Raw genomic sequence first — 23,125 nt, 5'->3', positions numbered from 1 at the left:
CACCTGGGAGATGGCCGGTCGCGCTGTCGTGCTGCGCATCGAACCCCCTGCGGGGTTTCGCCCCTGACGGGCTTCCATCGTCCCCTCCCTCCGGTCGGCTGACGCCTCCGGCCCGGCTTCCAGCTTCGGGCCTGCGCGCTTCGCTTGCCGTGCGGTCGGCGTGTTGAGGGGCCGTTGCCTTGTCCAGCCGTCTTCCCTGACTCATCACCTTGTCCGCGACTGTAGCCCGCGGCCGTGTGCCGTCAAGGCGCGCAGGGCCGTGTCCTCGGCTGCGCCTGCGGGCCGCACCAACCCTGCGCTTGTCTCCTTGACGGCCCCCGTCCGCGCGCTCCTGACCGTCGCGGGCGATGAACTCAGGAAAGACGGTGGCAACAGGGCCAACCGGGTTCCTCGTGCCGACTGCACCGAACAGCCGAAAGGCTGGGCTCCGAATCTAGGAATCCGGTGTTTCTTCAACAGCCAAGTCAGGAGAAAGACATGCTCGCATCCCGTTTCGCAAACCATTCCCCCGCACTGCGTTCCGACTATCCCCTGTCGGATGACCAAATCCGGCGCGTGGCCCCGTCCATCTTCGCGGACTCCCCGCATGAGAGCCGTTCGGAGCGATACAGCTACATCCCCACGGCTACGGTTTTGACTGAGCTTCGCAAAGAAGGCTTCCAGCCCTTCATGGTGTGCCAGACCCGTGTACGCAACGAGAGGCGGCGCGAACACACGAAACACCTGCTGCGCCTACGCCACGCCAGCCAGATCAACGGCGCGGAAGCTAACGAAATCGTGCTGCTGAACTCGCACGATGGCACCAGCAGCTATCAGATGCTGGCCGGGCAATTCAGATTTATCTGCGCCAATGGGCTGGTGTGCGGCGACACCTTTGCCGATGTGCGCGTGCCTCACAAAGGCGACGTGGCGGGCCAAGTCATCGAAGGCGCCTTCGAGGTTCTGCGCGGCTTTGACCGGGTGCAGGAGTCCCGCGACCTGATGCGCGGCATCACCTTGGACGATGGCGAATCCGAAGTGTTCGCCCGTGCCGCGCTGGCTTTGAAGTACGACGACCCGAACAAGCCCGCGCCCGTCACGGAATCGCAAATCCTGATGCCGCGCCGCTTCGAGGATCGCCGCCCCGACTTGTGGAGCGTGTTTAACCGCACGCAGGAGAACCTGACCAAGGGCGGATTGCATGGCCGCGCCGCCAATGGCCGCAGGCAGCAAACCCGCCCCGTGCAGGGCATTGATTCCGACATTCGCCTGAATCGCGCCCTGTGGCTGCTGGCCGATGGCATGCGCGCCCTCAAGGCCTGAACCGTTCCCCCGCCGGAGGGGCGGTTCCCCTCCATTCCCTTGTTTCACTTGATTGGAGATTCGCCATGAACGCCGTTACCACCACCGAAGCCCGCGCCGTCAACACCGCAGCCAGCAGCGCCGCGAACGTGCTGCAAGCCGCCGACCCGAGCAAGTACATGATCCTGGTGCCGCTGTCGCGTCTGGTGCTGCGCCGCACGGGCCGCAACGTGCGCAAGACCCCGCGCATGTCCATCCCTGAACTGGCCGCATCCATCCAGCGCGTGGGCCTGCTGCAAAACCTGATCGTGATTCCCGCCGCCGATGGCCTGCATTACGAGGTGGTGGCCGGTGGGCGCAGGCTGGCCGCGTTGAAGCTGCTGGCGAAGAAGCACCGCATCGCCAAGGATTGGGACGTGCCTTGCCTGCAGGTGGCCGATGGCACTGCGCGCACGGCCAGCCTCACCGAGAACGTGCAGCGTGAAGCCATGCACCCGGCAGACCAATTTGAAGCCTTCGCGACACTGGTGGCCGAAGGCCGGCCCATCGAGGACATTGCGGCGGATTTCAGTGTCACGCCGCTGGTCGTGCAGCGCCGCTTGAAGCTGGCGAATGTCTCCCCGCGCCTGATGGCCGACTATCGGGCCGACGCCGTGAGCCTGGACCAGCTGATGGCCCTGGCCGGAACGGATGACCACGCGGCGCAGGAAGCCGCTTTCTACGACGCCCCGCAGTGGCAACGCCACCCTTCGCATTTGCGCGAACGCCTCACCGAACGGGAAATCGACGCTTACCGGCATCCGTTGGTGCGCTTCGTCGGGCTGGACGCCTACGAGCAGGAGGGCGGCGGTATCCGCCGCGACCTGTTCGCGGAGGATGACGCGGGCGTGTACCTGACTGATGCTGCATTGCTGGAACGGCTGGCACAGGACAAGCTGGCGGGCATCGCCGCCGAGGTGAAGGCCGAGGGCTGGGCTTGGGCCGATGCCACGCCGGGCATGACCCATGCCGACCTGCACGCCTTCCAGCGCGCCCCGAGGGAGCGGCGCGAACCCAACAAGCGCGAAGCGCAGCGCATCGAGAAGCTGCAAGCCAAGATGCAGGAGGTGGCCGAAGCGGTGGATGCCGCGATGGACGCCGACGACGAGGACAAGGCCGATGCCTTGCAGGAGGAAGGCGAAGCCCTGGGCGAGCAGTTGCAGGCACTGGAAGAAGGCTTGCAGGGATACGGCGCGAATGTGAAGGCCGCAGCCGGTGCCATCGTCACCATCGACCGCAACGGCGAGGCCGTGATTCATCGAGGGCTGCTGCGCGAGGCCGAGGCGAAAGCCCTTCGCACGCTGGAGAAGTTGCGCCAAGGCTTTAGCGACCCGGACGCCGCGAACGATGACGAAGGCGAGGAAGACGAGCAGCCCAAGGCCGCAGCGATTTCCGACCGGCTGGCCCAACGCCTGAGCGCGCACCGCACGGCGGCGCTGCAAATCGAGGTGGCCCAGCATCCACATGTGGCGCTGGCCGTGCTGGTGCATGGCATGGTGCAGACCGTCTTGCAGGGCCGCTACTACGGCCACGATATTCCGCTGGGCGTGAGCCTGAAAATTCAAGACCGGCTGGAAGGCATGGCACCGGACTGGCCCGAGTCACCCGCCGCCGTAGCGCTCCGCGAATTGCAGCAGGCGTGGGGCGGCAAGTTGCCCGAGGACAGCGCCGCACTGTTCGTCGCGCTGCTGGCGATGGAGCAAGGCGAGTTGGTCAAGCTGCTGGCCGTGTGCGTGGCTTCGACGGTGGACGTGGTGACGCCGCGCGGCACGGCGCAGCAGCCCGGCGCGGAACTGGCGCAGGCCGTGGGCCTCGACATGGCCGTATGGTGGCAACCCACGGCGGAAGGCTATTTCAAGCACGTTGCGAAGGCGGCGGTTTTGCAAGCCGTGGGCGAGTTCGCGCCCGAGAGCGTCCACCGGCTGGCAAAGCTCAAGAAGGCCGACATTGCCAGCGAGGCCGAGCGGCTGGCGAAGGGCACCGGCTGGATGCCTACCATCTTCACGAAGGCAGACGTACCCGAGGAAAGCCCGCAGGTTGCGCAGCAGAACGGCGCGGAAGAAGCCGCCACTATTCCGGGTACCCAAGCCGGGCGGAGGGACGCGGGAATTGGGGATTCCCACCGTGGTGGACAGGTTGATCCAGCAGGCCCTGCTGCAGGTGCTGCAACCGCTCATCGATCCGACCTTCAGCGAGCACAGCTACGGCTTCCGGCCGGGGCGCAGCGCGCATCAGGCGCTTGAAGCGGGCAGGCAACCATAGTACTGCCAGCTTCAACCACTAGGAAAACGTGCAGGTCTTGAAACATCACGTGCCGGCGCTTGTCGCAGCGGGTGTTGTGCAGACCTTCCCTAACCGCGATTCCAGGCGGCAATTAGCATCGTGCCGACTTCATCAGGGTCTGTATCTTTCTTTGTGACGGTGCGCTGCGAAGTGGCTCGGCTTGCCCGTACGCCCCTACGAGCCGCTTTTGGTGTGGCTGAGTCGATCAGTAGCCCACCTAGCAGCACCCGGTAGAACTCTTGGAATGCGTCCTCAAGGGTGAGATTGGCCTGGGCAAGGAATGCCGGGCGGCGCAGCCTTAGTGCGGCTCCCAGAATGAGTTCGGATACGACCAGCCCATGGCAGGGTGCGAAGACACCCTGGTGTACCCCATCGTCGATGAGTTGGGATAGCCTAAGGGTACGGACCTGCTGGTAGTGATCGAAGATACCTCTGGCAACTGCTGAATCTTCGACGTCCTTCAGGAACTGGACACCGATGCGACTAGCCGCCTGGACGCCTACGTCCAGGTAGGCAGCGAGTGCTGTCGTCAAATCCTGTTCACGGTGGATCAGTGCTTCGCCCTGTCTCAGGAGGCTATCGAAAAAGCGTTGCACGACGGCGCAGAAGATCTCTTCCTTCGTCTGCGCAATGTCGTAGAGGCGCCGCCGCGAGCAGTGCAGCCGTGCGGCGATTTCACCCACGGTCAGGCCTTTGACCCCCTCCGTCAGGAGCAGATGGGTCAGCGCATCGAAGAACTCTTCGTCTGTGAGCTTCTTTTTCATGCGGGTTTCTCCTAATGAGACATGGTACCAAGTCAATTGACTTGGTACCAATCGAGCGCGTCTAATGGTACCAATTTAAAAGAAATGGTACCGCTTGAACAGCATGCAAGGGGCATCACCGAATGCAGAGGCCTCCAGCTGAACGCCGCCGCCGCAGGCATGTGAATTGTCTGCGATAGCTGTTCCACCGAACCAGACTTGACTTGAACGGAGAAGCACAGCAATGAATCTGCTGGACTATTTCGATGCTGGTGCTACCAGCCATCCGGATGCGCCTTGTTTCGTGGACTGCGGGCGTGATACCCCGGCCGTCACCTATGCGCAAGCGGGAGCGCTCACGTGCCAGATCGCACGGGGGCTACAGGCCTTGGGACTCGCACCTGGTTTTCACGGCGCAGTGCTGAGCGGCAATGCCGGGGCTGCTTTCGTGGCGCTGCTGGGGGTGTTGCGCGGAGGGGGTGTCTGGCTGCCCGTTAATGCGCGCAACAGCGTGGAGACCAACATCGAGTTCCTGCAGGACATGGACTGCGACGTCCTTTTCTATCAGGCCCGCTATATCAGCCAGGTCGCCGAGATCCGCGGCAAGGTCCCCCGCATTCGTCACTACATAGCTCTGGAAGAGGCCGATGGGGCGGATCTGTCGATTGCTCGGTTGATCCAAGGCCAGCCGCCCGAGATGTACGCAGCGCCGCTGCAGCCGCGGGGGCTGGCCATGATCATGGGTACCGGTGGCACCACGGGGCGCTCGAAGGGCGTCATGCTCAGCCACCGCAACCTGACGGCGACCATGGCCAACCATATGTCGGCCATGAACATTACCGACTGCATGACCGTGCTGGCGGCGGCACCTATCACCCACACGGCGGGGCTGGTGTCGCTGCCCTTCATGGCGCGCGGTGGCCGCGTTGTCCTGATGGACGGGATTGATCCGCAGAACCTGCTCAAGGTGATCGAGCAGGAGCGGGTCAACATGCTGTTCCTGCCCCCAACAGTCATCTATACGCTACTGGCGCAGCCCAACGTCCGCGATTTCGACTTTTCCGCGCTGCGCTACCTCATGTACGGCGCCGCACCCATGTCGCCCGACAAACTGGCGGAGGCCATCGATGTGTTCGGCCCCGTCATGCTGCAGATCTATGGCCAGGCGGAAGTGCCTGGCGCGATCTCCGTGCTGCGGGTCGAGGACCATTTCATCGACGGGCAGGTGGCGCCCCGCCAGCGCCTGCTGAGCGCGGGGCGCCGCTTCCCCTTCACGCGGGTGGCGGTCATGGACGACGACGGCAGCCTGCTCACCCAGCCGGGGGCCGTGGGCGAGATCGTCGCGCAGGGCGACATCGTGACCGAGGGCTACTACAAGAACCCCGAGGCCACGGCTGAAGTGCAGCGCCACGGCTGGCACTGCACGGGCGACGTGGGCTATTTCGACGAGCAGGGCTTCCTGTTCATCGTTGACCGCAAGAAGGACATGATCGTCACGGGCGGCTTCAACGTCTTCTCGTCCGAGGTCGAGGCCGCCGTCATGGCCCACCCGGCCGTGAAGGACTGCGCCGTCATCGGCGTGCCCGACGACAAGTGGGGCGAGGCCGTCAGGGCGGTCATCGAGCTGCGCCCGGGCCAGTCCGTGGAGCCGCAGGCGCTCATCCAGTTCGTCAAGGACCGCCTGGGCAGCATCAAGGCGCCCAAGGAGGTCGAGATCGTCGCGCAGCTGCCGCGCAGTGCGGTGGGCAAGGTCTTGAAGAAAGAAGTCCGCAAGAAGTATTGGCACGCGCAGGAGCGCATGGTTTCCTGACGCACGTTTGGTGATTCAACCCCGGAGGTATCGCAATGCAAGAGCCCGTTCTCGTTGCCGGTGTCGGCATGACCCCTTTCAAGAAACCCGGCGACAACCTGCCGTACCCGGAAATGGCTGCGCAGGCGATCCGCGAGGCGCTGCAGGACGCGGGCCTCACCTACTCCGACGTGCAGGACGTCTATGCGGGCTACGTCTATGGCGACTCGGCCAGCGGCCAGCGCGCGGTCTACGAGGTCGGCATGACCGGGGTGCCGGTGATCAACGTCAACAACAACTGCTCCTCCGGCTCCACGGCCCTGTACATGGCGCGCAAGGCCGTGGCCAACGGCTCGGCGGACTGCGCGCTGGCGGTGGGTTTCGAACAGATGCCCGCCGGCGCCCTGAGGGCGTACTGGGACGACCGGCCCGATCCGCTCGACCACTTCAACGGGGTCATGGACGAGATCTTCGGCCACCCCGAGCTGCCCATGGCGATCCGCTACTTCGGCGCGGCGGGCCGCGAGCACATGGAGCGGTACGGCACCCCGCTGGACACCTTCGCCAGGATCCGCGCCAAGGCCAGCCGCCACGCTGCGCGCAATCCGCTGGCGCTGTTCCGCAAGGAGGTGACGGTGGAGGAGGTGCTGGCCAGCTCGCCCCTGGTGCCCGGCGCCATGACCCGCCTGATGGCCTGCCCGCCGACCTGCGGCGCCGCTGCCGCCGTCTTCGTGAGCAAGAAGTTCGCCCAGAAGATGGGCCTCTCCGCCAACGTGCAGGTGTTGGCGCAGTCGCTGGTGTCCGACCGCCCCGGCGCGTTCGCCGACAAGTCCGCGATTTCCGTTGTGGGCTTCGACATGACGCGCGAGGCCGCCCGCCAGGTCTACGAGGCGGCAGGCGTGGGACCGCAGGACATCGACGTGTGCGAGCTGCACGACTGCTTTGCGCAGAACGAGCTGCTCAGCTACGAGGGCCTGGGTTTCTGCGCCGTCGGCGAGGGCCGGGCCTTCGTCGAGTCGGACAGCAACACCTATGGCGGCGCGGTCGTCGTCAACCCCTCGGGCGGGCTGCTGTCCAAGGGCCATCCGCTGGGCGCGACCGGCTTGGCGCAGTGCTACGAGCTGACCCACCAACTGCGCGGCAGCGCCGAAGCACGCCAAGTGGAGGGTGCACGCCTGGCCTTGCAGCACAACGCGGGCCTGGGCGGCGCCACCGTGGTGACCCTGTACGGGCGCGCGGACTGAGGGACGAGATCATGGTGAAACGCCTGGAAGGCAAGGTGGCCCTGGTCACCGGTTGCGGATCATCGGGGCCCGGCTGGGGCAATGGCAAGGCCATGGCCGTGTTGTTCGCCCGCGAAGGGGCGAAGGTCTATGGCTGCGACATCCACCTGGACGCAGCGCGCGAGACCGAGTCGATCGTGCGGGAAGAGGGCGGGGCCATGAGCGTGGCCCAGTGCGACGTGACCGACCCCGGCGCGGTGGAAGCGCTGGTCCAGGATTGCGTGACCACCTATGGCGACATCGACATCCTGGTGAACAACGTCGGCACCGCCCGCCTGGGTGGGGTCGTCGAGCAGAGCCTGGAGGACTGGCGCCTGGTCTTCGACATCAACCTCACCTCCATGTTCCTGACCTGCAAGCATGCGATCCCCTCCATGCTCCGGAAAGGCCGGGGGAGCATCGTCAACATCGGCTCGGTAGCCGGCGTGCGCGACAGCGGCGTGGCCTACGTGTCCTACAGCGCCTCGAAGGCCGCGGTGCTCGGCTTCTCCCGCAGCGTCGCCCTGGAATACGCCAAGCGGGGCATCCGCTCGAACGTGCTGATGCCGGGCCTGATGAATACGCCCATGGTCCGACAGCCCGTGCTGTCGCTGGCGGACGGGTACCGGGAAGCGTCGCAGGAGGAAATGCTGGCCAAGCGGGACCGGCAGTGCCCCATGGGCCACATGGGAGACGCATGGGACGTGGCCACCACGGCCCTGTGGCTGGCGAGTGACGAATCCAAGTACGTCACGTCCGCCGAAATCATGGTCGATGGCGGTATTTCCGCCCGCATCGGCTGACCTGGAATACATGCAAATCAACGACAGGAGACACATCATGGTTAGCGTTGCGAAATGGTTTAAAAAGGGCATGGTGGTCGCCGCGGCGGCGGCCATGGGGCTGGTGTCCAACGGGCATGCCCAGTCCAAGCCCGAGAAGTTCAAGATCGGCGGCGTGCTGTCGCTCTCCGGTCCCTACGGGCTGCTGGGCGAGGACATGCGCCGGGGCGTGCAGATCGCCGTCGAGGAGCGCGGCGGCAAGGTGATGGGCGTGCCCATCGAAGTCACCTGGGAGGACGACGAAACCAAGCCCCAGCCCGCCGTGCAGAAGGCCACCAAGCTGATCTCCGAGGGCTCGCACATGATCTTCGGTGCGCTCAGCTCCGCCTCCACGCTGGCGGTCATGAACCTGGCCAAGCAGCGCAAGGTGCCCCACCTCGTCACCATCTCGGCGGACGACAAGATCACCGTGCCCGGCGGCTCCCGCTACACCTTCCGTACATCGAACAACCTGGGCATGGAAAACCGCATGGCGCTGGCGTACATGCAGGACAGGAAGCTCAAGAAGATCTACATCGTTACCGCCGACTACCAGGCCACCCGTGACGGCTACGAGTGGATCAAGCAGCAGACCGGCCCCAACGGTATCCAGATCGTGGGTGAGGACTTCCCGCCCCTGGGCAACCGCGACTATTCGTCCATCGTGGACAAGATCGCCAAGTCCGACGCCGACGGCGTGCTGCTGATGCTGACGGGCTCGGACGTGGTTACTTTGCTCAAGCAGGCCGGCCAGGTGAACCTGGGCAAGAGCAAGGTGCTTTTCGGACCCGTGGCCGCCGATGAAACCATGGCGGCGGCCGTGGGGCCGGCCTCGCTGGGCGTCAATTCCGGCCTGCGCTACGACCACACCATCGACACCGCCGCCAACCGCAAGTTCGTCGAGGCCTACCGCAAGAAGTTCGGCATCTTCCCCAGCATGACGGCCGGGGAGGCCTACGACGGCATGGCGTGGTGGCTGGACACGGTGGAAAAGACCGGCTCCTGGGACAAGGAGAAGTGGGTGGACGCCTTCGCCGCCAGCGTCCGCGAGAACTCCGTGGAAGGCAAGAAGACCATGCGTGCCTGCGACCACCAGGCCCTGCAGCCGGGCTTCTGGGGCGAGGTGGTGCAGGGCACCCCGCCAGCCCCCGCGCTGACGATGAAGATCACCAAGGTCTTTCCCGAAGAGAAGCTGTTCGAGGCCTGCAAGAACTGAAGGCCGCAGCGGGAGGCCGCCCCGGCCTTCCGCACTCGGTGAATCGCTATGTCAACTATCGTGATCGGCTTGAGCCTGGGCATGCTGCTGTTTTTGCTGGCGGCGGGCCTGACGCTCATCTTCGGCATGCTGGGTGTGATCAATTTTGCCCACGGTGCCATCTATATGTTGGGCGCCTACGTCTCGTATGAAACGGGGCGGCGCACGGGCTCGTTCCTCATGGGCGTGCTGGCCGCTACGTTCTTCACCGCGCTGGCGGGCGCGGTGATCGAGAAGCTGGCGCTGCGACCGCTCTACGAGCGCCCGCACTTCTACCAGCTGATCCTGACCTTCGGCCTGATCCTGATCCTGAGCGACGTGGTGCGCTTCGTCTGGGGCCCCGGCTACCAGGAGGTGGCGATTCCGCCGCTGTGGAACGGCACCGTGGACATGCTGGGCAGCACGATCCCGATGTACCGGCTGTTCGTGATCGGGTTCGGCGCTCTCGTCTCGGCGGGCCTGTACTTGGTGCTTGAGAAGAGCACTTTCGGCATGCTCGTGCGGGCCGCCAGCAGCGACGCGGAAATGGTGCGCATCCTGGGCCTGCCAGTGGGCGCGATCCGCATGGCGGTCTTCGCCACGGGCTGTGGCCTGTCGGGCCTGGCGGGCGCGATCGCGGCGCCGCTGTTCCCCATCGAGCTGGGTATGGCGACCAACACCATCATCGACTGCTTCATCGTCGTGATCCTGGGTGGGCTGGGGAACATCCGGGGGGCGATCGCGGCGTCCATGCTGATCGGCATGGTGCGTGCCCTGGGCTACGTGTACCTGCCCGGCTGGGTGGACATCATGACCTTCGTGCTGCTGATCGGCACCCTCTTGACGCGCCCGCAGGGCTTGTTCTACCGCGCGGCGAGGACGGCATGAAACTCTCCCTGTTCGACATCTGCTTCGGCCTGCTGCTGGCCGCGGCCGGCATCCTGCTGCCCTTCCTCAACCCGAGTGAAGCGCTGATCCAGCTGGTCACCCTGGCGGCCATCTGGGCGATCTTCGCCATCGGCTTCGACTTCGTGTTCGGCGCTTTGGGCATGGTGTCCTTCGGGCACGCCACCTTCCTCGGGGTGGGCGGCTACGCCGTGGCCCTGGCGACGCAGAAATACGGGCTGCCTTTCTCCGCCGGCGTGGGCCTGGCCATCATCGTGGGGGCTGCGTTCGCCCTGCTGTTCAGCTTCTTCGCGCTGCGGGTGTCCGGCATCTTCTTCGCGCTGGTGACCCTGGCGCTGTCCCAGCTGATCTTCATCCTGGCGGACAGCAAGCTGCGCGGCTTCACTGGCGGGTCGGACGGCATCTCGGGCGTGGAGCGCCCGGGCTTCCTGGGCATCGACTTCTACGACCCCGTCCACTACTACTGGTTCGTGCTGGGCGTGTATGCCCTGGTCATGCTGGCGGTGATCTCGCTGCGCAGTTCGCCGTTCGGCCGCGTGATCGCGGCGATCCGTGGCAACGAGACCCGCGCCGACCAACTGGGCTTCAACGTCAACCGCTACAAGCAGATCACCTTCGTGATCTCGGGCGGCCTGAGCGGCCTGGCGGGGGCGCTGCTGGCCTCGCTGCTGATGTACATGAACCCGCAGATGCTGCACTGGACCACCTCGGGGGACGTGATCATCATGACCCTGCTGGGCGGCTCCGGCTCGCTGTGGGGCGCCACCGTCGGCGTGATCGCCTTCGAGGTGCTCAAGGAATGGCTGAGCAGCTGGACCGAGTACTGGTACGGCGTGCTGGGCCTGGTGTTCATCCTTGCAACCATCTTCTTCCCGCGCGGCATCGTTGGCGAGCTGGAGCAGGGTTTCGCGGCCTACCAGAAGAACCGGCGCGGAGGTGCGCGATGAGCCAGGCAGCACTGCGGTGCGAGGGCGTGACTGTCAGCTACGGCGCCCTGAAGGCGGTCAACGACGTCAGCCATGAATTCCTGGAGGGCTGCATCTACGGCCTGATCGGACCCAACGGCGCGGGCAAGACCACGCTGCTGAACGTGCTGGCCGGGCGGCAGATGCGCCATGCGGGCAAGGTGTACTGCGGCGGCCGGGAGATCAGCCAGCGCCCCGCCTACGAACGGGCCCGCATGGGCATCGGGCGCAGCTTCCAGATCATCAAGATCTTCGGCGAAATGACGGTGGCCGAGAACCTGCTGGTCGCGGCCCAGTCCCGCCGGCCCGGGTTCCAGCCCTTCTGGATGAGCCGCCACTTCGACCGGCAGTTCCGCGAGCAGCTGGATGCCATCCTGGAGCTGACGGGGCTGGCGGCCCACCGCGACGACGTCGCGGGCACGCTGCCCTACGGCCTGCAGCGCTCGCTGGAACTGGGCGTGACCCTGCTGCCCGATCCCAGGATTTTGCTGCTGGACGAACCGCTGGCGGGCATCGGCCACCACGAGATCCAGGCCGCGCTGGCCCTGATCCGCAAGGCCGCGCAGGGGCGCACGGTGCTGCTGATCGAGCACAACATGGATGCGGTGATGTCGCTGTCCCACGAAATCGTGGTCATGAGCAACGGCTCGGTCATCGCCTGCGGCGCCCCCGAGGACATCCGCAGGAACGAAGCGGTGCGGTCGATTTACCTTGGGGAGGACGCGCAGTGATCGAACTCGAAAAAGCCAGCGTCAGGTACGGCCAGGCCCTGGCGCTGGAAGAAATCTCCGTGCGGATCGATTTCCATGAAATCGTCGCCATCGTCGGGCGCAACGGCGCAGGCAAAACCACGCTGCTCAAGGCCCTGGTCGGCCTGATGCCCCTGGTGGCCGGCCGGCGCCTGCTGGGCGAGCAGGACATTTCGGGCCTGGGCGTGGAGGCCATCGCCAAGCTCGGCGTGGCGCTGGTGCCGGACACGCGCCGCATCTTCCCCAACCTGTCGGTGCTGGAGAACCTCAAGATCGGCGCGCTGGCCCACCAGCCGGGGCACTGGACCCTCGACCGGGTGCTGGACGCCTTCCCGCGCCTGCGGGAACGGCTGGACTTCGGCGGCGACCAGCTCTCCGGCGGCGAGCAGCAGATGCTGTCGATCGGGCGCGCCCTGCTGGGCAACCCGCGCATGCTGCTGCTCGACGAACCCACCGAGGGGCTGGCGCCGGTCATCGTGGACCAACTGGTCCGCGTGTTCAGCGAAGTCCATCGCCAGGGCACCGGCATCGTGCTGGTGGAGCAGAACCTCAAGGTGCCCCTGAAGCTGGCCCACCGCCAGTACGTGCTGGACCATGGCCAGGTCGCCTGGTCCGGCACGGCCCAGGAACTGGACGCGCAGCGCGCCCACGTCGAGGGCCTCATCACGACGGGCGCAGCGGCGTGACCGCTCCGTGCCCATGCAAACCCCAATCCAAGGCATGCCCATGAACGCCCGCACCGCCGCGCGCATCGCGCCCCTGCATGAAAGCGACCCCCGCTCGCGCGACCCCGTGCTCGAAGAGCTGGTGGATTTCGTCGGCTACCGCCCGAATGCGCTGCTGACCATGGCGCGCAAACCCGGCGTGGTGCCCGCGCTGCTCAAGCTGTTGAGCGTGACGCTGCGCGGCGACGGGCAGCTCACCCAGGCGCTGCGCTTCCTGATCGCCGCGGAAGCCGCGCGCGGTGCGCGCTGTCGCTATACGACGACGCACCTCGTCCACGCCGCCCACCACCTGGGCGTGGGCTGGGACAAGCTGGCCGCGCTGCCGTCCTACCGGGACGACCCTCGGTACACCGAGCAGGAGCGCAAGGCGCTGGCCATCGCCACCGCAGGCGGCAGCCTGCCGGTGCGCGAACCGGGCCAGGCCATCGACCAGGCCCGGCAGGTCTTCTCCGAGGAGGAAATCGTCGAGATCGTGTCCTGCGTGGCCATGGTCGGCTGGTTCAATCGCTGGAACGGCCTGATGGGCTCGGAGCTGGAGCCCATGCCCTCGGAGGCGCTGGCCCACGTTCCCTGGCTCCAGGATCTCGAAGTCTGAAAGAGAAGGCCATGTACAGCCGCATCCACGAACCCCACGCATGCACGCTGACCGATGCCCTGCGCGAATGGGCCGCCAGCCGCCCCGCAGCGCCCTGGCTGGAGGACAGCCAGGGCATCGCCTTCACCGTGGGGCAGGCGTTCACCAGCAGCCAGCGGTTTGCGAGCTTCCTGCACCACCAACTGGGCGTGCAGCCCGAAGAGCGCGTTGGCGTCTTCATGTCCAACAGCTGCGCCATGGTGGCGACCACGTTCGGCATCGGCTACCTGCGGGCCACGGCGGTGATGCTCAACACCGAGCTGCGTTCCTCCTTCCTCCGCCACCAGTTGAACGATTGCCAACTGGCCACCATCGTGGTGGACTCCGCGCTGGTCGAGCACGTCGCCAGCCTGGCGGATGAGCTGCCCCACCTGCGCACCCTGGTCGTGGTGGGCGACGCGCCCGCCGCCGTGCCCGAACGCTGGCGGCAGGTGGCCTGGATGGACAGCAGCGCCTGCGCGCCGTGGGAAGGCCCCGCGCCCCGGCCCGAGGACATCTTCTGCATCATGTACACCTCCGGCACTACCGGGCCCAGTAAGGGCGTGCTGATGCCGCACTGCCACTGCGCCCTGCTCGGGCTGGGGGCGATACGCAGCCTGGAGATCACCGAGGCCGACAAGTACTACATTTGCCTGCCCCTGTTCCATGCCAACGGTCTGTTCATGCAACTGGGGGCGACGGTGCTGGCGGGCATACCGGCCTTCCTCAAGCAGCGGTTCAGCGCCAGCACTTGGCTGGCCGACATCCGCCGCAGCGGCGCCACGCTGACCAACCACCTGGGCACGACGGCCATGTTCGTCATCAACCAGCCGCCCACGGAGCAGGACCGCGACCACCGCCTGCGCGCCAGCCTGAGCGCGCCCAACCCGGCCCAGCACGAGGCCGTGTTCCGCGAGCGCTTCGGCGTGAAGGACGTGCTGTCTGGGTTCGGCATGACCGAGGTCGGCATTCCCATCTGGGGGCGCATCGGGCACGCTGCGCCGAACGCGGCCGGCTGGGCGCACGAGGACCGTTTCGAGATCTGCATCGCCGACCCCGAGACCGATGTGCCGGTGCTGGCCGGGCAAGTGGGCGAAATCCTGGTGCGGCCCAAGGTGCCCTTCGGCTTCATGGCGGGCTACCTGAACGTCCCGGCGAAAACGGTCGAGGCCTGGCGCAACCTCTGGTTCCACACGGGCGATGCAGGCACGCGGGACGAACAGGGGCTTATCACCTTCGTGGACCGCATCAAGGACTGCATCCGCCGCCGGGGCGAGAACATCTCGGCCACCGAGGTCGAGGTCGTGGTGGGCCAGTTGCCCGGCGTCCATGAAGTGGCGGCCTACGCCGTTCCGGCGCAGGGCGCGGGCGGGGAGGACGAGGTGATGCTCGCCCTGGTGCCCAGCGAGGGAGCGGCGCTGGACATGGCGGACATCGTCCGCCAGGCCAGCGCCCAACTGCCACGCTTCGCCAAGCCGCGCTACCTGCGCCAGATGGACAGCCTGCCCAAGACGGCGACCGGCAAGATCCAGCGCGCCGTCCTGCGCCAGCAAGGCAGCGCCGGCGCCTACGACGCCGAGGCGGCACCCGCCCGGTAAACAGGAGGAGCACACCATGTCGGAAAAACTGCGCGGCAAGGTGGCCGTGGTCACCGGCTCGGGCCGGGGTATTGGCCGGGCGATGGCCCTCAAGCTCGCGGGCGAAGGGGCCCGGCTCGTCCTCAACGACCTCGACGACGAACCCGCCATGGCCGTGCGCGAGGAGATCATCGCGCTGGGCGGCGAGGCGGTGGCCTGCTGCGGCAGCGTGGCCGAAGCCGGTTTCGCCGACCGGCTGATCGGCACGGCCACCGGCGCGTTTGGCGGGCTGGACATCCTCATCAACAACGCGGGCTACACCTGGGACAACGTCATCCAGAAGATGAGCGACGCGCAGTGGGACGCGATGATCGACGTGCACCTGACCGCGCCGTTCCGCATCCTGCGCGCGGCGCAGCCGGTGGTCCGCGCGCTGAGCCGGGCCGACGCCGAGGCCGGCCGCCGTGTGGTGCGCAAGGTGGTCAACGTCTCCTCGGTCTCGGGCGTCTTCGGCAATGCGGGGCAGGTCAACTACTCCGCCGCCAAGGCGGGCATCGTGGGCCTGACCATGGCGCTGGCCAAGGAGTGGGGGCGCCTGAACACCACGGTCAATTGCGTGGCCTACGGCCTCATCCGCACCCGCATGACCGAGGCCACCGCCGATTCCGACGCCGCCATCCAGGTCGAGGGACGCGAGATCAAGGTGGGCGTGAACCCGGACCTGATGGCAGCGATGGAGCGGAACATTCCGCTGGGCCGGGCCGGCACGCCCGAGGAGGCCGCCGGCGCGGCCTACCTGTTCTGCATTCCCGAGTCCGACTACGTGAGCGGCCAGACCCTGCTGTGCACGGGCGGGCTCACTGGCATATAACCTGATGCGATGACGAAGCCAGACACCCCCGCGCTGACCTACCCCTTCGAGCCCCCGGCGTCGCACCACACGGTCGAGGTCGCCCCCGGCGTGCGCTGGATCCGGCTGTCCATGCCGTTCCGGCTCGACCACATCAACGTCTGGGCCATCGACACGCACGATGGCTGGGTGCTGGTGGACACCGGCCTGAACAACCCCACCACCGTGGCCGACTGGCTGGCGCTGATGGGTGAGGGGCCGCTGGCGCGACCGCTGCAGGGCGTGTACACCACGCACATGCACCCCGACCACATCGGGCTGGCAGGCTGGTTCACGCGCCGCGCTGGCGTGCCGCTGCACATGAGCCGCCTGGAATACCTGAGCTGCCGCGTGATGCACGCCGACACGAACCGCGAGGCGCCGCCCGACGGCGTGCTGTTCCACCGCCGCGCGGGCTGGTCGGAGGCAGCCATCGAGGGCTACCGCAGCCGCTTCGGCAGCTTCGGCAAGCACATCCATGCGCTGCCCGAGAGCTTCCGGCGCCTGCAGGATGGCGACCTGCTGCAGTTGGGCGCGCACGCCTGGCGGGTCATCACCACCGGCGGCCATTCGCCGGAGCATGCCTGCCTGTACTGCCCCGGCCTGAAACTGCTGGTTGCGGGCGACCAGGTGCTGCCGCGCATCTCGTCGAACGTGTCGGTGTTCGCCACCGAGCCGCAGGCCAATCCGCTCAAGGAGTGGTTCGAGTCGCTGGACAAGCTGGCGCGGGAAGTGCCCGCCGATGTGCTGGTGCTGCCCTCGCACAATGAACCCTTCTACGGGCTGCACGAACGCCTGGGCTCGCTGCGCGCCGGTCAGGAGCGGGCGCTGGAACGGCTGCGCCAGTCGCTGACGGGCGGGCCGCAGCGCATCGTGGACGTGTTCCCCGCCTTGTTCCACCGTGCCATCGATGAGCAGGACGGGCAGCAACTGAGTCTCGCCACGGGCGAGGCCGTGGCCTGTATGAATTACTTCATCGCGGAAAGCGCCGTAGGGTGCACCGTGGATGGGAGCGGCGTCGCATGGTATGAGCTGAAGTCGTGAGGCCGCACCATCTCCGGCCTCAGCTACCTCATTCATTGAGAGGGCAGTCCACGCTGGTGTTTACGACTTTAGATAGGCAGCGGCCTGGCTGGGCATTGCGAACAGCCGCATGGATGCTGGGTGGGTGTTTACGACTTTAATTGCCCAGAATAGCCACCGTGATGCATGAACCTGCCGAGGCATTGGCCGCCTGACCCATGCCGCAGGCAAGCGCCCGGGCCAAGGCCGGAGCGCTTTGCCGCAGGGAGCCGAACCATGCCCACCATCAACATCACCAGTGGCCCGCGCATGGCGGCGGTCTACGCGCCCGGCACGGTACGCGCCCGCCGCTGGCACGGCGAGGGCGATGTGCGCGGTTACCGTCCGCCCTCGGGCTGGATGGCCCGAGCCGATCTCACCGACATTCATCCCATCACGGGCCGTGCCTTAGCGCGGGCCGTGTGGTGGATCATTGAGACAAAGGAATAACCATCGTCAGCACCGCGCCTAGGTCGTTTCGCCCTAGGCGCGGTGAGCTTCAAAAATCCGGGCGCGGCGGTGGCCGCGCCCGGTGTCGAAGGCATTGCTGCATTGCGCAATGCCTTCGGGCACTGGCCCGTCCAGGGCCAGTGTCAGGAGGTGGCCGGGCGGCACACTCGGTAGTTGCAGGGAAGTCAAGGCTTGCCGCCAGTATGACCTGTGCATGCACGGTCTCAGCCTGCACAATTATTGAGGTTGAGTCATCGCCACGGCTTCATGTTCGGGAAGACGCTGGAGCGGCAAGAGATCCATGACATCACAAAACAGAGCGCGGTTCTGCCAGTCGTTGCGGTCGCCGATCACATAGAAGCGCCGCTTCGCCCGCGTTGCCGCCACGTTCAGCAGGTTGGGCTCCGAGACCGCCCAGTCGCGTGCGCCGGGACCGTCGGTATTTCCGCCCAACACCATGATGACAACCGGCGCTTCCTTTCCCTGCATGGTGTGGATGGTTCCGGAAACCATCGTGTCGCCGAGCAAGCGTTTGAGGTTCTCCAGGACATTCTTGAAGGGCGTGATGACCGAAATGTCGGCTGCATTCACTCCGTCCTCATGAAGCAAGGCCAGCAGCGCCCGCAGGGCTTTTCCTTCAGCCGGCACCCAGTTCCCGTCGGATGTTCCACTGGCGTGAATCCACCCCGTAGGCAGTCGGGCGGGGGTTTCCTTGTCGGCTCGCGGTGCGATGGTGCCGTACACCATCGCACCGTCGTAGGCGATGCGGTTGGCCAGTCCGTGCATCGGCTTGTCGCAGCGCCGGTGCACGGCCAACGGCAACCCCACCCACGTCTTGCTGTCGGCCGGTCCCGCCATGCGGCCCCACGCAGTAGCCTGGTCCGCCAAGGTTTGCGCGGATTGTCGGTTGGGGAGCCAATGTGCATCGACACGGTAGCGCGTGCGCATGTGTTCCAGCACTGCGTCGGACATCCCCGCCGCGCGAGCTTGGCGCCCCTCAAATACCGCCGAACCGGCGATGCCGGATCGACCCGGCCAACGCCCCGCCACGATGGACGAGGCGCTGGCGAACACGCTGGCGCTTACTGCGGCAGGTTGTACGAATGCGTGCCGTCCTCAACGCTGGCGGTTCTCGCCCATCACGTCACGAAGGACGGTTCACGGACATCCCGCCCGGCATCGCCATGGAGCTTCCACGCCACGCCTCAAGACCGGCGCCGCAAGGTGCGGCCGGGGCGTTCTCGCTTGTCGTCGGGTGGTTGACCCGGCCCGCGTCAGTGGGCGAGCCGGTGCAGCCTTCGTGCGGGGATGCCGAGTCGGCCCTGTCTCTTTTCGGTGCGGTTCGGCCCAAGGCGTCCTTGTGTTGTTGTGAATCCTGGCGGGGGCGCGGCTGCGCCTCGGGCTTCATGGCTGCAACCGTCCAGCGAAAACAATTTCCCCGCCGCTGCGCGGCTTCCTCGCGCAGCAAATTCTTTTCGCCTCCCGGCTCTCCACTGCGTTTCGACCGCAAGCGGTGCAGCCCGCCCGTCCCCCGCCGGCCGGATCACAACAAGGACGCGATGGGCGCGAACCTTGTTCCACCAAAAGGAGTTTCATCATGGCCAACATCGGCAGCTTCACCGCAGACAAAGACGGCTACACCGGCACGCTTCGCACCCTGACGCTCAACGTCAAGGTCAAGCTGGTGCCCAACGACAAGGGGGACAACGAGAAGGCCCCGGACTTTCGCCTGCAGGCCGCCAGCCACGATATCGGCGCGGCGTGGAAGAAGACCAGCGAGGCCGGGCGGGAGTACATCTCCGTGACCCTTGACGATCCTTCGTTCCCGGCCACGGTCTATGCCCGCCTGATCGAAGGCGAGGACGGCACGCACGACCTGATCTGGTCGCGCAGCAAGCCCCAGGCGGCGTGACCGCCACAGCGCCCCGCCCACGTGGCGGGGCGCTGTGCTGCCTTCGCGGCACTTCAAGGAGGCAACACCATCGCCAAGGCTGCGCCGTGTCGAGCGGCTTTCGCATGTGTTGAGTTGCCCGCCGCAAGCGGTGGCCGGGCGTGTCGGTGCGTTGCACCGCCGGGCTTTACGGGCTGCGCCCCGTGCCGACTTCGCCGTCACGGCCATCCGGCTGCAATCCCTCACGCCTTCGCGCCTGCGGCGCTGCGCGCTTCGCTTGCCTCCTGGGGAAAGCCCTGTGGCCTATCCCCGCCGCGCGATGCTTGGCGCCCCTGCAGTCCCCGAACCGGCTGAGCCGGATCGGCCACGCCAGCAACGTCGCACGCTATGGCGTGTCACTCTTCTTCGCCACAGTCTCCAACTCCTGGCGCACCTGCACCAGAAGCTGATCAACCTGCTGCAGGTCGTCGCCGGCATAGGCCAGCGTCAGCAGCGTGAGCGGGTGCACCTCCATGACCTCGCACAGCTCGGCCAGCTTGTTCAGGGTGGGGCTTTTGAGGTCGCGCTCCAGCGTGCTCATGTAGGTGCGGCTGGACACGTCGGAGAACGCCTCCTGGCTCAATCCACGCGCTTTCCTGATGGTCTTTAGTGCCTCCGACAATGTATGTTTCGCTGCCAACCCTGGATCTCCCCAAAATCCAAGATGACAGCCGATTGCGCCCTATAGGGCTACAATCTATAGTGTTCAACTATGCCTGCCTGCCGCTTTTGTGCTTTTACGGAAATCCGTATCTGCGGCTTCTCACAGAAGCGCAAAGCCGCATCCGTGCCTTTCCACAAACCCGCCAATGCGGTTTTGCGCTTTCACGCTTCGGCGGTTTTGTGCGAATGAGGGGACGCCCATGAACCAGCTCATCACCGAGGACGAGCGCAGGCTGTTGCTGGAACACGGCCAAGCCCGCGCCGCTGGCCGGGTCATCGACCCGCTGCCCGTGGTGCGGCTGTTCACGCCGGATGCACACGCCACCTGGCTGTTGGTGTCGCTCGACCCCGCCGACGGCGATACGGCCCATGGCCTGATCGACTTGGGGATCGGCATGCCCGAGCTAGGCGAGATCAAGCTGTCCGACCTCGCATCCATCGTCGGGCCGAGCAAACAGCCCGTGATGCGGGACCGGTATTTCCGGGCGGTGCGCCCGTTGTCGGAGTACCTGCGGCTGGCCCAGGAGAACGGCTCCATCCTCGATTGAGCCGTTCGCGCCCAGGCCAAGCCGGGCGCATTGAGACTATTTCGGTCTTGCTCCAGACCCGTCCGGTCTTAGTCCGCACTATCGCACCAAATCGGTGCCATCGTGGCGCAATCGGTCATGATGCCGGCCGTGGCATCGGGCACGGTGGATATCGCAGGAGGCGCGTATGTCCTCGCGCGCCACCGTCGCATTCAGACGATCCATGCAACCCATCCGATGCATTTCGTCTTGACACGCAAGTTACCAATCTACCAGCTTATTCACGATTGGATGCAAGTTTGATGCGGTGACGTTTGCGTGTGAAACCGGTGACGGCCGTCCTGCTCTACGGGAGCTTGCGTCATGGCCGAGCCGCACCACTTCGCGCACTGGTATCCGACCGCCGCCTACCTCTACGTCCTGTGCCTGGACACGCTCGCACTGGCCTGGGAGTACCTGCGTCGCCATCCCGACTACCGGCTCGACTGGCTGCGCCGTCATCGCCAAGCACAAGCAATGCATGAGGCTGCGCATCGCTGGGGCCTGCGTCTGCTGGAAGACCCGGCCTTGGACGCGCGTGACGCGCATCCGGCCTGGCTCCCCGGCCATGAGGCCGTGGTGCAGCTTCACCCCGATGCCGATCCGCCACCGGATGCCGAGCCGTTCGCGTTTTGGCGCATTCCCGGCCACAAGCAACTGCTCCACGACGGCAAGGGCCTGGCGCTGATCGCGCGCAGCCCCGGCCTTTGCCAGCGCTATGCGCTGGCGCCTGGCCTTGAGGACGGCATGGCCGTGGCCCATGCCTACCGTGGCCGTGGGGCCACCCACGTGCCTGACACGCCAGCGCCGATGGCTCGCCCCCGACCGCCCCCTGCGGCGCTGCTGGAGCTGCACACCCTGCAGGCGCTCGACGCCACCCTGGCGGGCGCGTCCTTGCGCGACGTGGCCGAGGGCTTGTTCGGTGCGGACGCCGCGGCCGGCTGGTACAGCGACGGCGGCCTGCGCTCCAAGGTGCGCCGCCTGGTGCGGCGCGGCGATGCGCTGATGCGCGGCGGCTATCGCCGCCTAGCACAGCTTGCGCCGCTTGAGAAGGGTCGTTTTGAAGAGGACGCAAAACGACCCTGAGCAGGAGCGCTTCGTTTTCTGAGACTGCCTCCATCCGGTTGCGCTGTGTGGCCGGAGCCCTGCAACCGATGGAGGTTCTCACCATGCGTCCTGCTCCCTTGCGGCCTGCCGCCGCACCCGCAGCTACCCCGGCCGCTGCTGCACAGCCGCAGCGTTATCTCACCAACGACGAGGCTGCCGACTACCTGCGGCTGTCGCCGCGCACGCTGGAAAAGCAGCGCGTGCTGGGTGGCGGCCCCAAGTTCCGCAAGTTCGGCCGCCGCGTCATGTACGCCGTGGCCGACCTCGATGCCTGGGCCGCCGAGCGCAGCTTCGAGAGCACGTCCGATCCCGAATACGCCGAGCAGCACTCGGCGGACAGCCGTGCGCGCTGATCACTGGCGCGCGGGTGGCCTTCGCCATGTTCAGCCCATCCGGGGCAGTCAGGCAGGAGCGCGAACAGCTCGATCTGTTTCGCGCCTTGCCGGGCGACATGGCGCCGCGCGACAGCCAGGACTTGATGGCCTTTCCGTTCTTCTCGCTGGCGAAGTCGCGGCGCACGACGCCGATCGACTTTCAGGCCGGCGGCATCACGATCCGCGTGGAAGGCACGCAGGAACACGGCATCGCCACGATCTGGGATGCCGACGTGCTGATCTGGGCGGCCTCGCAGATCGTGGAGGCGCGCGACGCGGGCTTGCGCCCGTCGCGGCTGATGCAGGCCACGCCCTACGAGATCCTGCGCTTCATCGGGCGCGGTACATCGCTGCGCGACTACCAGCGCCTCAAGGCCGCGCTGGATCGCCTGCAATCCACGACGGTGGCCACGTCCATCCGGGAGACCACGGGAAGGCGGCTGCACCGCTTCTCGTGGATCAACGAGTGGAAGGAGCTGGCCGATGCCAGGGGAACGCCCTTGGGACTGGAGCTGATCCTGCCGGACTGGTTCTATGCGGGCGTGCTCGATGCCGCCCTGGTGCTGACCATCGACCCGGCGTACTTCCGGCTGACGGGCGGGATCGAGCGCTGGCTGTACCGCCTGGTGCGCAAGCACGGTGGGCGGCAGCCGGGCGGGTGGCAGTTCGACTTCCAGCACCTGTACCGCAAGTCGGGCAGCACGGCCAAGCCCTACGACTTTGCCTGCGACCTGCGTGCGCTGGTCGCGCGGCAGTCACTGCCGGGCTACGTCCTGGGCATCGAACGGCTGGATGGCGCCGAGCTGCTGACCTTCCGGCCAGGGCGTCCCGTGCCGTCCACGGCACGGGGATAAACGGTGCGCGTCCTGTGGACGGGCTCGTGCTATCAGGCGTGCCAGGTATCGTGCTATCGGGCGTGGGACTATCGTGCTATCAGGCGTGTCCATCGGCCGCAAAGCCAATGCTGGCGCGGGTTTCGGTCTCCCTTAACTTCCCTAACTTAAATACTCTAACTGGTAGTAGCAGCGCCGCGTCTCGGTGGACAACCGCCACAGGACGCGAAGCGCAGCGGCAACAGCCGGGCTTTCCAACGCGGA

The 23,125-nt window shown here is 66.4% G+C and carries 23 protein-coding genes and 1 pseudogene; 21 read left to right on the top strand and 3 right to left on the bottom strand.

Features of this window, described 5'->3' with window-relative positions:
* The first annotated feature begins 477 nt into the window (after positions 1-477).
* From ASD34_RS02335 to ASD34_RS28025, 3 genes and pseudogenes are all read left to right on the top strand, one after another.
* Entirely contained in the window at positions 478-1,302 is an 825-nt protein-coding gene (locus tag ASD34_RS02335; protein ID WP_016452569.1) for a DUF932 domain-containing protein, read from the top strand.
* 65 nt (positions 1,303-1,367) lie between these two features.
* Positions 1,368-3,389 (top strand): annotated as a pseudogene (locus ASD34_RS02330) (ParB/RepB/Spo0J family partition protein); the annotation flags it as partial.
* A gap of 55 nt (positions 3,390-3,444) precedes the next feature.
* The gene (locus ASD34_RS28025; protein WP_349675195.1) at positions 3,445-3,582 is read left to right on the top strand and encodes a hypothetical protein; all 138 of its coding nucleotides are present in this window, start codon (positions 3,445-3,447) and stop codon (positions 3,580-3,582) included.
* A gap of 89 nt (positions 3,583-3,671) precedes the next feature.
* Here ASD34_RS28025 and ASD34_RS02325 read toward each other — a convergent pair whose 3' ends face one another.
* Complete coding sequence (locus ASD34_RS02325; RefSeq protein WP_016452567.1) at positions 3,672-4,367, bottom strand: TetR/AcrR family transcriptional regulator; 696 nt, start codon at positions 4,365-4,367, stop codon at positions 3,672-3,674.
* 223 nt (positions 4,368-4,590) lie between these two features.
* On the opposite strand from ASD34_RS02325, the gene ASD34_RS02320 reads away from it, so the two are divergent.
* The 13 genes from ASD34_RS02320 (at position 4,591) to ASD34_RS02260 (ending at position 17,388) form a co-directional block, all read left to right on the top strand.
* Positions 4,591-6,156: an AMP-binding protein gene (locus tag ASD34_RS02320; RefSeq protein ID WP_016452566.1), complete on the top strand. Its 1,566-nt coding sequence runs from the start codon at positions 4,591-4,593 to the stop codon at positions 6,154-6,156.
* Between the two features lie 35 nt (positions 6,157-6,191).
* Complete coding sequence (locus ASD34_RS02315; protein WP_016452565.1) at positions 6,192-7,379, top strand: lipid-transfer protein; 1,188 nt, start codon at positions 6,192-6,194, stop codon at positions 7,377-7,379.
* A gap of 11 nt (positions 7,380-7,390) precedes the next feature.
* Complete coding sequence (locus ASD34_RS02310) at positions 7,391-8,200, top strand: SDR family NAD(P)-dependent oxidoreductase (protein WP_016452564.1); 810 nt, start codon at positions 7,391-7,393, stop codon at positions 8,198-8,200.
* A gap of 37 nt (positions 8,201-8,237) precedes the next feature.
* Complete coding sequence (locus tag ASD34_RS02305; protein WP_016452563.1) at positions 8,238-9,434, top strand: ABC transporter substrate-binding protein; 1,197 nt, start codon at positions 8,238-8,240, stop codon at positions 9,432-9,434.
* Between the two features lie 48 nt (positions 9,435-9,482).
* On the top strand, positions 9,483-10,340 hold the full coding sequence (locus tag ASD34_RS02300) for a branched-chain amino acid ABC transporter permease (RefSeq protein ID WP_016452562.1): 858 nt from the start codon (positions 9,483-9,485) through the stop codon (positions 10,338-10,340).
* Positions 10,337-11,305: a branched-chain amino acid ABC transporter permease gene (locus ASD34_RS02295; RefSeq protein WP_016452561.1), complete on the top strand. Its 969-nt coding sequence runs from the start codon at positions 10,337-10,339 to the stop codon at positions 11,303-11,305. The genes ASD34_RS02300 and ASD34_RS02295 overlap by 4 nt, the downstream gene beginning before the upstream one ends.
* Positions 11,302-12,054: an ABC transporter ATP-binding protein gene (locus ASD34_RS02290; RefSeq protein WP_016452560.1), complete on the top strand. Its 753-nt coding sequence runs from the start codon at positions 11,302-11,304 to the stop codon at positions 12,052-12,054. The genes ASD34_RS02295 and ASD34_RS02290 overlap by 4 nt, the downstream gene beginning before the upstream one ends.
* Positions 12,051-12,758: an ABC transporter ATP-binding protein gene (locus ASD34_RS02285; RefSeq protein ID WP_016452559.1), complete on the top strand. Its 708-nt coding sequence runs from the start codon at positions 12,051-12,053 to the stop codon at positions 12,756-12,758. Before ASD34_RS02290 ends, ASD34_RS02285 begins: the two co-directional genes overlap by 4 nt.
* 40 nt (positions 12,759-12,798) lie before the next feature.
* A complete protein-coding gene (locus ASD34_RS02280) occupies positions 12,799-13,392 on the top strand; it encodes a carboxymuconolactone decarboxylase family protein (protein WP_016452558.1) in 594 nt (197 codons plus the stop codon).
* 11 nt (positions 13,393-13,403) lie between these two features.
* Positions 13,404-15,008 (top strand): AMP-binding protein, encoded by a 1,605-nt coding sequence (locus tag ASD34_RS02275; protein WP_016452557.1) that lies wholly within the window; start codon positions 13,404-13,406, stop codon positions 15,006-15,008.
* A gap of 16 nt (positions 15,009-15,024) precedes the next feature.
* Positions 15,025-15,858, top strand: a complete 834-nt coding sequence (locus ASD34_RS02270) for an SDR family NAD(P)-dependent oxidoreductase (RefSeq protein WP_016452556.1) — start codon at positions 15,025-15,027, stop codon at positions 15,856-15,858.
* 9 nt (positions 15,859-15,867) lie between these two features.
* A complete protein-coding gene (locus ASD34_RS02265; protein WP_016452555.1) occupies positions 15,868-16,920 on the top strand; it encodes an MBL fold metallo-hydrolase in 1,053 nt (350 codons plus the stop codon).
* 255 nt (positions 16,921-17,175) lie between these two features.
* Entirely contained in the window at positions 17,176-17,388 is a 213-nt protein-coding gene (locus ASD34_RS02260) for a hypothetical protein (RefSeq protein WP_016452554.1), read from the top strand.
* A 237-nt stretch (positions 17,389-17,625) separates the two neighbouring features.
* On the opposite strand, the gene ASD34_RS02255 is transcribed toward ASD34_RS02260, so the two are convergent.
* Positions 17,626-18,462, bottom strand: coding sequence for an AAA domain-containing protein (locus ASD34_RS02255; protein WP_200874531.1), 837 nt, complete (start codon positions 18,460-18,462; stop codon positions 17,626-17,628).
* A gap of 523 nt (positions 18,463-18,985) precedes the next feature.
* On the opposite strand from ASD34_RS02255, the gene ASD34_RS02250 reads away from it, so the two are divergent.
* Complete coding sequence (locus ASD34_RS02250) at positions 18,986-19,300, top strand: DUF736 domain-containing protein (RefSeq protein WP_016452552.1); 315 nt, start codon at positions 18,986-18,988, stop codon at positions 19,298-19,300.
* A gap of 364 nt (positions 19,301-19,664) precedes the next feature.
* On the opposite strand, the gene ASD34_RS02245 is transcribed toward ASD34_RS02250, so the two are convergent.
* On the bottom strand, positions 19,665-19,958 hold the full coding sequence (locus tag ASD34_RS02245) for a helix-turn-helix domain-containing protein (protein WP_016452551.1): 294 nt from the start codon (positions 19,956-19,958) through the stop codon (positions 19,665-19,667).
* A 223-nt stretch (positions 19,959-20,181) separates the two neighbouring features.
* Between ASD34_RS02245 and ASD34_RS02240 the strand changes: the two genes are divergently transcribed.
* The 4 genes from ASD34_RS02240 to ASD34_RS02225 all read left to right on the top strand — a co-directional run bounded on the left by ASD34_RS02240 (position 20,182) and on the right by ASD34_RS02225 (position 22,882).
* Complete coding sequence (locus ASD34_RS02240; RefSeq protein ID WP_016452550.1) at positions 20,182-20,529, top strand: DUF2958 domain-containing protein; 348 nt, start codon at positions 20,182-20,184, stop codon at positions 20,527-20,529.
* A 342-nt stretch (positions 20,530-20,871) separates the two neighbouring features.
* Positions 20,872-21,633 (top strand): DUF2285 domain-containing protein, encoded by a 762-nt coding sequence (locus ASD34_RS02235; RefSeq protein ID WP_016452549.1) that lies wholly within the window; start codon positions 20,872-20,874, stop codon positions 21,631-21,633.
* Between the two features lie 83 nt (positions 21,634-21,716).
* Positions 21,717-22,007, top strand: a complete 291-nt coding sequence (locus ASD34_RS02230; protein WP_016452548.1) for a helix-turn-helix transcriptional regulator — start codon at positions 21,717-21,719, stop codon at positions 22,005-22,007.
* 26 nt (positions 22,008-22,033) lie between these two features.
* Positions 22,034-22,882: a replication initiator protein A gene (locus ASD34_RS02225; protein WP_016452547.1), complete on the top strand. Its 849-nt coding sequence runs from the start codon at positions 22,034-22,036 to the stop codon at positions 22,880-22,882.
* The last annotated feature ends 243 nt before the right edge of the window (positions 22,883-23,125 follow it).

The sequence above is a fragment of the Variovorax sp. Root473 genome (genome assembly GCF_001426505.1).
Lineage (GTDB): Bacteria > Pseudomonadota > Gammaproteobacteria > Burkholderiales > Burkholderiaceae_C > Variovorax.
Note: the sequence above shows the minus strand (reverse complement) of the source record. Positions and strands in the feature narration are given on the sequence as shown.

Coding starts and splice junctions, on each gene's coding strand:
- ASD34_RS02335 (WP_016452569.1), top strand. CDS start 478: ATGCTCGCATCCCGTTTCGCAAACCATTCCCCCGCACTGCGTTCCGAC.
- ASD34_RS02325 (WP_016452567.1), bottom strand. CDS start 4,367: ATGAAAAAGAAGCTCACAGACGAAGAGTTCTTCGATGCGCTGACCCAT.
- ASD34_RS02320 (WP_016452566.1), top strand. CDS start 4,591: ATGAATCTGCTGGACTATTTCGATGCTGGTGCTACCAGCCATCCGGAT.
- ASD34_RS02315 (WP_016452565.1), top strand. CDS start 6,192: ATGCAAGAGCCCGTTCTCGTTGCCGGTGTCGGCATGACCCCTTTCAAG.
- ASD34_RS02310 (WP_016452564.1), top strand. CDS start 7,391: ATGGTGAAACGCCTGGAAGGCAAGGTGGCCCTGGTCACCGGTTGCGGA.
- ASD34_RS02305 (WP_016452563.1), top strand. CDS start 8,238: ATGGTTAGCGTTGCGAAATGGTTTAAAAAGGGCATGGTGGTCGCCGCG.
- ASD34_RS02300 (WP_016452562.1), top strand. CDS start 9,483: ATGTCAACTATCGTGATCGGCTTGAGCCTGGGCATGCTGCTGTTTTTG.
- ASD34_RS02295 (WP_016452561.1), top strand. CDS start 10,337: ATGAAACTCTCCCTGTTCGACATCTGCTTCGGCCTGCTGCTGGCCGCG.
- ASD34_RS02290 (WP_016452560.1), top strand. CDS start 11,302: ATGAGCCAGGCAGCACTGCGGTGCGAGGGCGTGACTGTCAGCTACGGC.
- ASD34_RS02280 (WP_016452558.1), top strand. CDS start 12,799: ATGAACGCCCGCACCGCCGCGCGCATCGCGCCCCTGCATGAAAGCGAC.
- ASD34_RS02275 (WP_016452557.1), top strand. CDS start 13,404: ATGTACAGCCGCATCCACGAACCCCACGCATGCACGCTGACCGATGCC.
- ASD34_RS02270 (WP_016452556.1), top strand. CDS start 15,025: ATGTCGGAAAAACTGCGCGGCAAGGTGGCCGTGGTCACCGGCTCGGGC.
- ASD34_RS02265 (WP_016452555.1), top strand. CDS start 15,868: ATGACGAAGCCAGACACCCCCGCGCTGACCTACCCCTTCGAGCCCCCG.
- ASD34_RS02260 (WP_016452554.1), top strand. CDS start 17,176: ATGCCCACCATCAACATCACCAGTGGCCCGCGCATGGCGGCGGTCTAC.
- ASD34_RS02250 (WP_016452552.1), top strand. CDS start 18,986: ATGGCCAACATCGGCAGCTTCACCGCAGACAAAGACGGCTACACCGGC.
- ASD34_RS02240 (WP_016452550.1), top strand. CDS start 20,182: ATGAACCAGCTCATCACCGAGGACGAGCGCAGGCTGTTGCTGGAACAC.
- ASD34_RS02235 (WP_016452549.1), top strand. CDS start 20,872: ATGGCCGAGCCGCACCACTTCGCGCACTGGTATCCGACCGCCGCCTAC.
- ASD34_RS02230 (WP_016452548.1), top strand. CDS start 21,717: ATGCGTCCTGCTCCCTTGCGGCCTGCCGCCGCACCCGCAGCTACCCCG.
- ASD34_RS02225 (WP_016452547.1), top strand. CDS start 22,034: ATGTTCAGCCCATCCGGGGCAGTCAGGCAGGAGCGCGAACAGCTCGAT.